The 7,919-nt window shown below is 70.4% G+C and carries 13 protein-coding genes and 1 pseudogene; 7 read left to right on the top strand and 7 right to left on the bottom strand.

Annotated elements, in window-relative coordinates:
• From GJ632_RS16840 to GJ632_RS16830, 3 genes are all read left to right on the top strand, one after another.
• The coding region (locus tag GJ632_RS16840; protein ID WP_191453559.1) for a redoxin domain-containing protein at window positions 1-296 on the top strand (296 nt) is incomplete at its 5' end.
• 93 nt (window positions 297-389) lie between these two features.
• A complete protein-coding gene (locus GJ632_RS16835; protein ID WP_191453558.1) occupies window positions 390-1,391 on the top strand; it encodes a hypothetical protein in 1,002 nt (333 codons plus the stop codon).
• Window positions 1,392-1,509: 118 nt separating this feature from the next.
• Complete coding sequence (locus tag GJ632_RS16830) at window positions 1,510-1,839, top strand: hypothetical protein (RefSeq protein ID WP_089804913.1); 330 nt, start codon at window positions 1,510-1,512, stop codon at window positions 1,837-1,839.
• A 125-nt stretch (window positions 1,840-1,964) separates the two neighbouring features.
• Here the strand turns inward: GJ632_RS16830 and GJ632_RS16825 are convergent, their stop codons facing one another.
• Window positions 1,965-2,606, bottom strand: a complete 642-nt coding sequence (locus GJ632_RS16825) for a helix-turn-helix domain-containing protein (protein ID WP_197428050.1) — start codon at window positions 2,604-2,606, stop codon at window positions 1,965-1,967.
• Between the two features lie 193 nt (window positions 2,607-2,799).
• Here GJ632_RS16825 and GJ632_RS22345 point away from each other — a divergent pair, with 193 nt between their 5' ends.
• The 3 genes from GJ632_RS22345 to GJ632_RS26040 all read left to right on the top strand — a co-directional run bounded on the left by GJ632_RS22345 (window position 2,800) and on the right by GJ632_RS26040 (window position 4,378).
• Window positions 2,800-3,135, top strand: a complete 336-nt coding sequence (locus GJ632_RS22345) for a hypothetical protein (RefSeq protein ID WP_197428049.1) — start codon at window positions 2,800-2,802, stop codon at window positions 3,133-3,135.
• Between the two features lie 278 nt (window positions 3,136-3,413).
• Window positions 3,414-4,052 (top strand): DUF5995 family protein, encoded by a 639-nt coding sequence (locus GJ632_RS25515; protein WP_191453555.1) that lies wholly within the window; start codon window positions 3,414-3,416, stop codon window positions 4,050-4,052.
• Window positions 3,995-4,378, top strand: a complete 384-nt coding sequence (locus tag GJ632_RS26040; RefSeq protein WP_394351828.1) for a DUF5995 family protein — start codon at window positions 3,995-3,997, stop codon at window positions 4,376-4,378. The genes GJ632_RS25515 and GJ632_RS26040 overlap by 58 nt, the downstream gene beginning before the upstream one ends.
• A gap of 43 nt (window positions 4,379-4,421) precedes the next feature.
• On the opposite strand, the gene GJ632_RS16810 is transcribed toward GJ632_RS26040, so the two are convergent.
• From GJ632_RS16810 to GJ632_RS16795, 6 genes and pseudogenes are all read right to left on the bottom strand, one after another.
• Window positions 4,422-5,396 carry a HAMP domain-containing sensor histidine kinase gene (locus GJ632_RS16810; protein ID WP_191453554.1) on the bottom strand — a complete coding sequence of 325 codons (975 nt, stop codon included), beginning with the start codon at window positions 5,394-5,396 and terminating at the stop codon, window positions 4,422-4,424.
• The gene (locus GJ632_RS16805; protein ID WP_191453553.1) at window positions 5,387-5,596 is read right to left on the bottom strand and encodes a hypothetical protein; all 210 of its coding nucleotides are present in this window, start codon (window positions 5,594-5,596) and stop codon (window positions 5,387-5,389) included. The genes GJ632_RS16810 and GJ632_RS16805 overlap by 10 nt, the downstream gene beginning before the upstream one ends.
• Entirely contained in the window at window positions 5,593-5,928 is a 336-nt protein-coding gene (locus GJ632_RS24855) for a helix-turn-helix domain-containing protein (RefSeq protein WP_197428048.1), read from the bottom strand. Before GJ632_RS24855 ends, GJ632_RS16805 begins: the two co-directional genes overlap by 4 nt.
• A pseudogene (locus GJ632_RS25510) lies at window positions 5,908-6,068 on the bottom strand (bacterio-opsin activator domain-containing protein); the annotation flags it as partial. The gene GJ632_RS24855 and the pseudogene GJ632_RS25510, both read right to left, overlap by 21 nt.
• Window positions 6,065-7,204 carry a bacterio-opsin activator domain-containing protein gene (locus GJ632_RS16800; RefSeq protein ID WP_197428046.1) on the bottom strand — a complete coding sequence of 380 codons (1,140 nt, stop codon included), beginning with the start codon at window positions 7,202-7,204 and terminating at the stop codon, window positions 6,065-6,067. The gene GJ632_RS16800 and the pseudogene GJ632_RS25510, both read right to left, overlap by 4 nt.
• 66 nt (window positions 7,205-7,270) lie before the next feature.
• Window positions 7,271-7,432, bottom strand: a complete 162-nt coding sequence (locus GJ632_RS16795; RefSeq protein WP_177232525.1) for a hypothetical protein — start codon at window positions 7,430-7,432, stop codon at window positions 7,271-7,273.
• Between the two features lie 202 nt (window positions 7,433-7,634).
• Here GJ632_RS16795 and GJ632_RS16790 point away from each other — a divergent pair.
• The coding region (locus GJ632_RS16790; protein ID WP_191453552.1) for a hypothetical protein at window positions 7,635-7,919 on the top strand (285 nt) is incomplete at its 3' end.

Raw genomic sequence — 7,919 nt, 5'->3', positions numbered from 1 at the left:
GGTTCGAGGACGCCGGCGCGTCGGTGTACGGCGTCAGCGCGGACTCGCCGTTCACGCTCAACGCGTTCCGCGAGGAACACGACCTCACCTTCCCCCTCGTCAGCGACATGAGCCGGGAGACGATTCGGGCGTACGGGCTGGAGATAGACGTCGCGGACCTGGGCCTGTACGGCGTCGCCAACCGCGCGGTGTACGTCCTCGACGACGACGGCACCGTCACCTACGCGTGGGAGGCGGGGTCGCCCGAGAACGAACCCGACTACGACGAGTTGGTCGAGGCCGTCGAGTCGGCCTGAGTCGGTCGAGTCGGCCTGAATCGGTCACCGCCCCCCGCCGCGATTTCTCAGAGACACCGAAGACATTAGTCACGGTAGCGTGACGGGCCGACGATGCCCTCCAACCGATGCTCTCGGCGGCGCGCACTCGCGGCCGTCGGCGCGGCCGGACTCTCCGCGCTCGCCGGGTGCTCGACCGGACTCGGGAGCGGTGGGAACGGCGAACCGACCGCGACCATCGACTTCCACCTGTACGACCGAACCGCGACGCTGCGGGACCGGTACGTCCGCGACCTGAACGAGACGCGCGTGCCGTGGGACGAGGACGCCCTCGCCGCGGCCGTGAACGGGTCGGAGTTCACGACGCAGTACGTCGAGCCGTTCCCGCGCAGCGAACCCCAGTGGGCGAAGTACGAGGGGCGGTACTACCGCCTCGACGAGGTGGTCGTCGGCGAGGAGACGGTGACCCGCCCGGTGCTCCGACTGTACGACGAGGGGCGACTCGGCGAGGACGAGTCCGGCGCGCCCGAACACGTCGACAAGGCTGCGCTCCCGCAGTCGGACGAACGGGCGGTACAGATTGCCTACATGGCGGCCCGCGCCCGCGGCGACGTCGGCGGCGTCCCGTGGGGACTCGTCCAGCGCGGCGGCTACGTCTACCGCGACGAGTCGGCCGTCGAGTCGAGCGAACTCCTCGCGGACGACGGGCCGGCGTACGTCGCTCACCGCGACCGAATCTGGCGCGTCGAAGTCGAACGCGAGACGTTTCACGAGGCGGTGTACCGACCGGTCGCGGAACCGGTCGCCGAGACGGAAGCGGAGATGGAGACGGTCCTGCGCGGCCGCCTCGTCGGCGCGCGAATCGACCCCACGTCGCTCTCGTCGGCCGAACGGGACGTATTCCGCAGAGCGCAGAGCGGCGACGGCTACAGCGCCGAACACCCGTTCCCCGACGCCTTCGTCTCGGTGCTGAAGCGACTGGACGAACGCGCCTACGTCGACGGCAACGTGACGAAGGACGCCGGCGCGGACGAGTATCCGCCGCACGACCTGATTCGGTACGGGGACGAGTACTTCGAGTATCGCCTCCGACTGACCGAGGCGGACGGCCGCTGAGACCGTATCCGGCCGACCGGTTCTCGCTCGCCTCGTTTCGTTCTCACGTCGCGCCGAGACGAATCTCTCCGTGCGAGATATAGGAACATCTAACTCGATTTGTGCACGTACCACGACCATGAGCGACGAGACGGAGCCAGCGGCCGACGACGTGACAGTTTCGATGGAGATTACGGGGACGTACGACGACGTGCTGTCGCGGTTGAGTCCCACCGAGGAACGCCGACAGGGCGTCGAACCGCTGCTGCAGGACGTCGAAGTCGTCCTCGAGACGCTGGAACGGATGGGCGAGGGGACCCGAAGCGCCGTCGCCAACAACCTCCCCACGGAGACGGCCGCCGAGTTGGACGCCGAGGCGGTGGTCGAACTGCTCCACGTCCTCAAGCGGTACGACCTGGTCGTCCTCGAGGGCAACACCTGGAAGCCGAAGGGCGGCGACGAACTGTAGTTCGGGAGGAGAGCGGGGACGGTACCGTCGTCGCGGCGACGACGCGGCGTCCGGCGTGGTCGTCGGCGTCGACACCGCAGAGGAGTTCTGAGCGGCGTCGCGCGCGGGCCAGTTTCTCCGACCGGCTACGTGCCCAACGTCTGTTCGAGGAGGCCGCGCACGCCGCGGCGGAAGCGCTCCGACGCCGCGCTCTCGGAGATGCCGAGTTCGGCGGCGAGTTCCGCGAGCGAGCACCGCCGCGGGATTTCGAGGTAGCCCGACGCGAGCGCCTGGCACAGTAGCTCTCGCTGTGAGTCGGTCAGCGCCGGCGCGTGCTGCATCTCCCAGTCGGTCTGCTCGTACAGTCGCTCGACGGTGACGGGGATGTCGTGGTCTCGGCAGAACTCGTAGACGGACTCGACGGCGTCTCGGTCGGGGAACTGTATCCGGAGCCACCATCCCTCGGCGGTCCCGACGGCTTCGTCGACGACGGCGCCGACGGCGACCAACTGCGGGACGACGTCGATGGTGGCGGTGCGGTCCGTGAAGTCGACGCGGAACAGGCGGCGGCCGTCGAGGGCGGCGACGACGGTTGAGTCCCGCACCGACGGGTCGTCGGCCATCGCACTCGCCACCGCGTCGAAGTCGTCGGCCCGTATCCAACAGAGCATCTGCGTCGGTCTGTCCTCGTGTCTGTGCGTCTCCTGCCAGACGACTTCGATGTCGGGGACCCGACCGAGCGTTTTCAGGAGAATCGGGTGTTGGAGCGTGAGTTCGGCGAGTAACATCGGTTTCGAGCGTTCGTCAGGACGCCGGAGGCGACGGGGGTATTTAAATTGCCGGAATAAACCGGCTCCAGAGTAATCGGCCGGGCGTCCAAACGATACGTGGGTGCACATCACACGCGTCGTTTGAGGGGACCCGGAGCCGTCCGCGTTCGCGGGCGGGGCCCGGACGAGACGCGGTGTGAGGGGAACTACCATGTCATCGATAGACCACGACGTCGACGCAGACGGTCGATTGGACGAACTGCTCGGCGTCCTCGACCACGAGTACAGGCGACGAATTCTGCTGGCACTCGCCGACTCCGGCGACCGGGCACCGCCGGTCAGGCCGAGCATGGCGGACGGCGACGAACCGGACGTGCTGGAACTCGAACTCCGACACGTCCACTTCCCGAAACTCGAAGCCGCCGGACTCGTCGAGTGGGACCGAGAGCGAGACGCCCTCTCGCGGGGGCCGCGGTTCGACGAGGTCGAACCGGTGCTCGACGCCCTCGAAGCGGCCAAAAGCGAGTCGTCGGCCGCGCGAAACTGACCGGGCGGCGACCCTAGCTCTCGGACCGGCCTCCCGTTCTCCGCGCCGGTCGACGTTCTCTCGTCGTATCTAGAGTCTGTGCGCTCGGTCGCCTCGGAGTATCGGGAACTCCCATCCAATCCCGTTCGGAGCCGTTCGTCTGACGTGGCGCGCCGATCGACCGGTGCGCCGCGGGAGCACGACGCCATGTCCAGAATCGAACGACGCTCCGACCGGAGGCGGACCGCGCGGACGAACGAGAGCGGAGCCGACCGCTCCGGGCGCGGCGCCTCACCGGCGTGCTCGCCGTTCTCGCCGGCGTCGCCAGTCTCGCGTCGGTCTCGGCGGTGTCGGTCTCCGATGCGGTCTGTCTCTTCGCCGTCGTCGGCGCACCCGTTCCCGGCGGCGACGGGGTCGGGAGAGCGGCGCGACCGCGACCCCGGACGGAGCGACGCCGTCGGGCCGTCGACGCGACTCGCCCGCCCCGCGAGGCCGACCCCGGGGCGCTATCGCTCCTCGCGGAGCCGTACGAGACGGTCGAAGACGCTCGTATCCGGCTGCGCGGACTGGAGCGGTACTTCCGGGACCGCGGCGACGGGCGGGCGGTGTTTCTCACCGTCTACGCGCGCGTCACAGAGGAAGTCGCCGCCGCCGTCGGCCGCGGCGCGTTCGAGGACCCCGAGTGGGTCGCCGACTACCTCGTCGAGTTCGCGAACCACTACCGCCGCGCCGCGCTCGCCTTCGAGACCGGCCGGGAAGCGGCGTTGCCCACGGCGTGGCGGGTCGCCTTCCGGGCCGCCGAGCGCGACGGGACGTTCGTGCTGCAGCACGCCGCCCTCGGCGTCAACGCGCACGTCGCGTTCGACCTCGCCTTCGCGCTCTGCGAGGTCGGCGTCGGCGACGCCGTCGTGGGAAGTACGCGGACCACCGGCGGATAAACCGCGTCCTGAAGAGTCTCGTCGACGAGACGCTGGACCGACTCGCCGACCGCTACGCGCCGGGCATCGCGACGCTCACCGCGGCCGTCGGTCCGCTCGTCGAACTGTGCTGGTTCGGGGCGCTCGTCCTCGGGCGGGAGTGCGCGTGGTGGATCGCCGTGCTACTCACCGAAGCGCCCGGCGGGACCGTCGCACGCGCCTCGCGCTGGTTCGTTGCGGCCGCCTCGGCCGCCGTCGCCGGGGCCGTCCTCGCTCCGACCGCGTCGCCCGCGTCGGCCCGCGCCGTTCGCGCGGTCCTGCGACGACTCGGCGTTCGACGACTGTGACCGACCGCCGCGGACCGCGCGCGGCCGCGACGGCGCTCGTGGACTACTCGCCCGCGCCGTCCGACGGGTCGCCGACCCCCGACTCGTCCGCGTCGTCGCCCGCAAGGCGTTCGACGCCGGTGAACCGGAATCGGGCACCACCGTCGCCGTCGTCCGCGACGGTGACGCGCCAGCCGTGTCCGCGGGCGATTCGCCTGACGATGGAGAGTCCGAGCCCGCTGTTCTCCGACCCCGTCGAGTACCCCGCCTCGAAGACGCGTTCGAGGTTCGCGTTCGCCGGGACGCCGGGACCGTCGTCCGCGACGACGAAGCCGTCGGCGTCGGGCGCGACGGTCACGGTGACGGCGCCGTCGTCGCGCTCGGCGGTGTCGTCGGGCGAAGCCCGACTGCTCGTGGAACCGTGTTCCACGGAGTTCCGAAACAGGTTCTCGAACAGTCGTCGGAGGCGGTCGGCGTCGCCGCGGACCGTGGGCAACTCCTCGTCGACGACGAGGACGGCGTCACCCGTCTCGACGGTGTCCCACGCGGCGGCGGCGACGGCGCCAAGAGCGACGGCATCGGTCGGGTCGACGCCCTCTCCACCGACCGCGAGTACGTCCCGGACGAGGGCGTCGACGCGGTCCAGCGCGCCCGCGACCTTCTCGAAGTGGACGTCTTCGCCCGTCTCTCGCGCCGCTTCGAGCCGGATATTCGCCACCTCCAGCGGGTTCCGGATGTCGTGGCTCGCGACGCTCGCGACGCGTTCGAGGTCCGCGAGCGCCGCGGCGACCTCCGCTCGTCGCCGTTCCAGCGCGGTGACGTCGTCGAACACGAGGTAGCCGCGCCCGGGCACCGACTCGTCCGAGACCGACCGGACGCGGAACCGCCGCGCCTCGTCCCCGGCCTCGCGTCGGTACGGAACCACGGGCGCGTCGCCGTCGCGGGCGCGGCCGAGAAGCGAACCGGCGGTCGGGGGGTCCGACACCTCGCGTCCGCGCGCGTCGTCCCCTCCCGCGTCGGAGACCCCGGTCAACGCCACGTCGTCCAGCGGGGTCCCGACGACGCCGTCTCGCTCGACGGCGAACGCCGCCGCGAAGGCGGGATGACGTCGCGGACGACGCGCCCGTCGCCGTCCGGGTCGCTCGTTCGCTCGCAGGCGAGAACCGGGTCGGGGAGGGACTCGAACAGCGTCGTCGTCGGTCGGTCGTCGTCCGAGCGGTCCCCGTCCGCGCCCGTCATCGCGCCTCCGACCCGCCGTGCCACTCGGCCGTCTCGCCGCGGCGTCGCTCCGAGTCGTCCCCCCGCAGGAACGCGTCGACCAGTTTCCACTGCGCGGCACGCAGGTGGTAGTGCAGCGTGGACGAGGAGATACCGAGTCCGTCGGCCAGTTCCTCGGCCGTGCTGTCCCTGGGAGACTGGAAGTAGCCCCCGTGGTAGGCGACGCGCAGGGCGGTCCGCTGCCGGCCCGTGAGGCGCTCGTGGAGCGAACTCCGGAACTCCTGTGCGGTCTCGACCGACCGGTGGCGCTCCCGCTTGGCGAGGAGTTCGGTCCCGGCGAACGACGCGCTCACGGCCTCGACGACGGCTCTGACGTCTCGTCCGGGGCGACTTCGGCGACCAGTCGGCCGGCCCCGTCCTCGAACGTCGCCGTCCGGACCGTCGCGCCGAGTTCCGTCAGCGACAGCAACGGCGACGCGTCCGTCAGCGTCACCTCGAAGAGCCCCCCTGCGCGTCCTCGTCGTCGCCGGTCTCGTGGACCAGGCGGCCGCCCTCGACGCCGTCTCGGGACGCCGCGGCGTCGAGGACCGCTCGCGGGTCGGCGTCCCGAACCGCGACGTAGCAGAGGAGCGTTCCCTCGCCGAGGGGGACGACGCCGGCGACCGAGAGCGAGCAGTCGAACCGCGCCGACGCGGCGACGAGAACGTCCGCCGCGTCGGTCACGCGGAACGTCAGTTCGACGACGGTGTCCGACAGGAGGAGGTTGCGCTGCCGGGCGGCGTTGATGACGAACCCGGTGGCGACGCCGAGCGTCTCCAAGCTCTCGCGTTCACGGTCGCTGAACGCGTCCGGACGAGTCGCGTACACGCCGAGGACGCCGTACGTCGTGGTTCCGTAGCGGAGAGGGACGGCGATGGCCGACTGCAACCCGCGGGCGAACGCCACGCGCCGGACCGACTCCGGCACCGCCTCGTCCTCGACGAGTCGGCGGACGATGCGCGTCTCCCCCGAGCGCAGGACCGCGCGCTCGGGCGTCTCGGGCGCGTCGGGCGAGTCGTCGTCGACGAGTTCGAGGAGTCCGTCGGAGTCGCCGGCGGCGGTTCGGCTGGCGACCCGGTCGCTCGTCGCCTCGCGCTCGCCGACCCACGTGAACTCGTAGAGGTCGCTCGCCGCCAGTCGTTCACAGACCGTCTCCTCTATCTCCTCGCGGGTGGTCGCCCCCACCAGTTCCCGGATTATCTCCTGGATGATTGCGTTGATTCGATTGAGCCGCTCCAGTTCGGCCTCACGGTCGGCCAGCGTCCGCTCCAGCCGCCGCCGTTCGGTGACGTCGCGAAGGGAGACGACCATGCCGTCGTCGACGGGGGCCGACCGGACGGCGAGCCACGTCTCGAGCGCCGGAAAGTAGTCCTCGAAGGCGACGGCCGACGGCGACCCGTCCGCGCCCCCGAAGTGACCCGCGAAGGTCGATTCGACCGACTCCGGGAACGCGTCGCGGACGTCGGCACCGACCAGGTTCGCGTCTGCGCGACCGAACAGTCCGGCCGCAGCCTCGTTCGCTCTCGTGACGCGCCAGTCGGCGTCGACGACCATCACCCCCCCGCCGATGCCGTCGAGAACGTCGTCCATAGTATCGTGATGTTCGTTAACATATGTTAAGGTTCGCACGGGAGGTCGGGGACGTGCGTCGAAGTATCAGCACCGGTCCGCCAGCGAGACGGCGTCGGCTGACTGGATCCACCCCGAGGGGTTCTCTCGGTCGTAGATGACGACGCCCTCCGCCGCGTGGAGGAGGCCGGTTCGGTCGGCAGTGCGGTGCGAGTCGGTCGGTTCGGGTCCGTCGTTGGTCGAAGTCATCTGAGGTCACCGTCCGTCTCCGGGCGTCCGCCCGGTGAACGACAGTTGTCAGTCGCACCGCCTCTCCCGTGGAACCCGTTGCGAACTATCGGGACGAGGCGACGGCGGGGCGCCTCTAGATACTCCGGGTCGGTCGTTCGGCCGCCGCCCCGCATACTGAGCGTCTATCGCCATCGTCGCACCGGTCCGACGGCTACCTGTGATGGTGGAAGACGCCCACATCGCCGATAGAATCGAAGTCAAACTCCTGCTGGCCGGTATCGTCCTCGCGGGCGGTCTGGTCGGCACACTCGGTCTCGCACCAGTCGCGACGCAGGCCGGCACGGTCGGCGTCGATACGGCCGCAGGCGACGGAGTACAGGTGCTCGCGTTCCCCATCAACAACGTCTCGGTGCGCCCGTCCGCGCAGCAGGCACCGGTGCCCGTGAGCGCACTCGGTCGAAGACATGGACCCCTACGGCACTCGGTCAAGACATGGACCCCTACG

It is taken from the genome of Halogeometricum sp. CBA1124 (assembly GCF_009741955.1).
Classification (GTDB): domain Archaea; phylum Halobacteriota; class Halobacteria; order Halobacteriales; family Haloferacaceae; genus Halogeometricum; species Halogeometricum rufum.
This window is presented reverse-complemented; position numbering and strand designations above follow the sequence as displayed.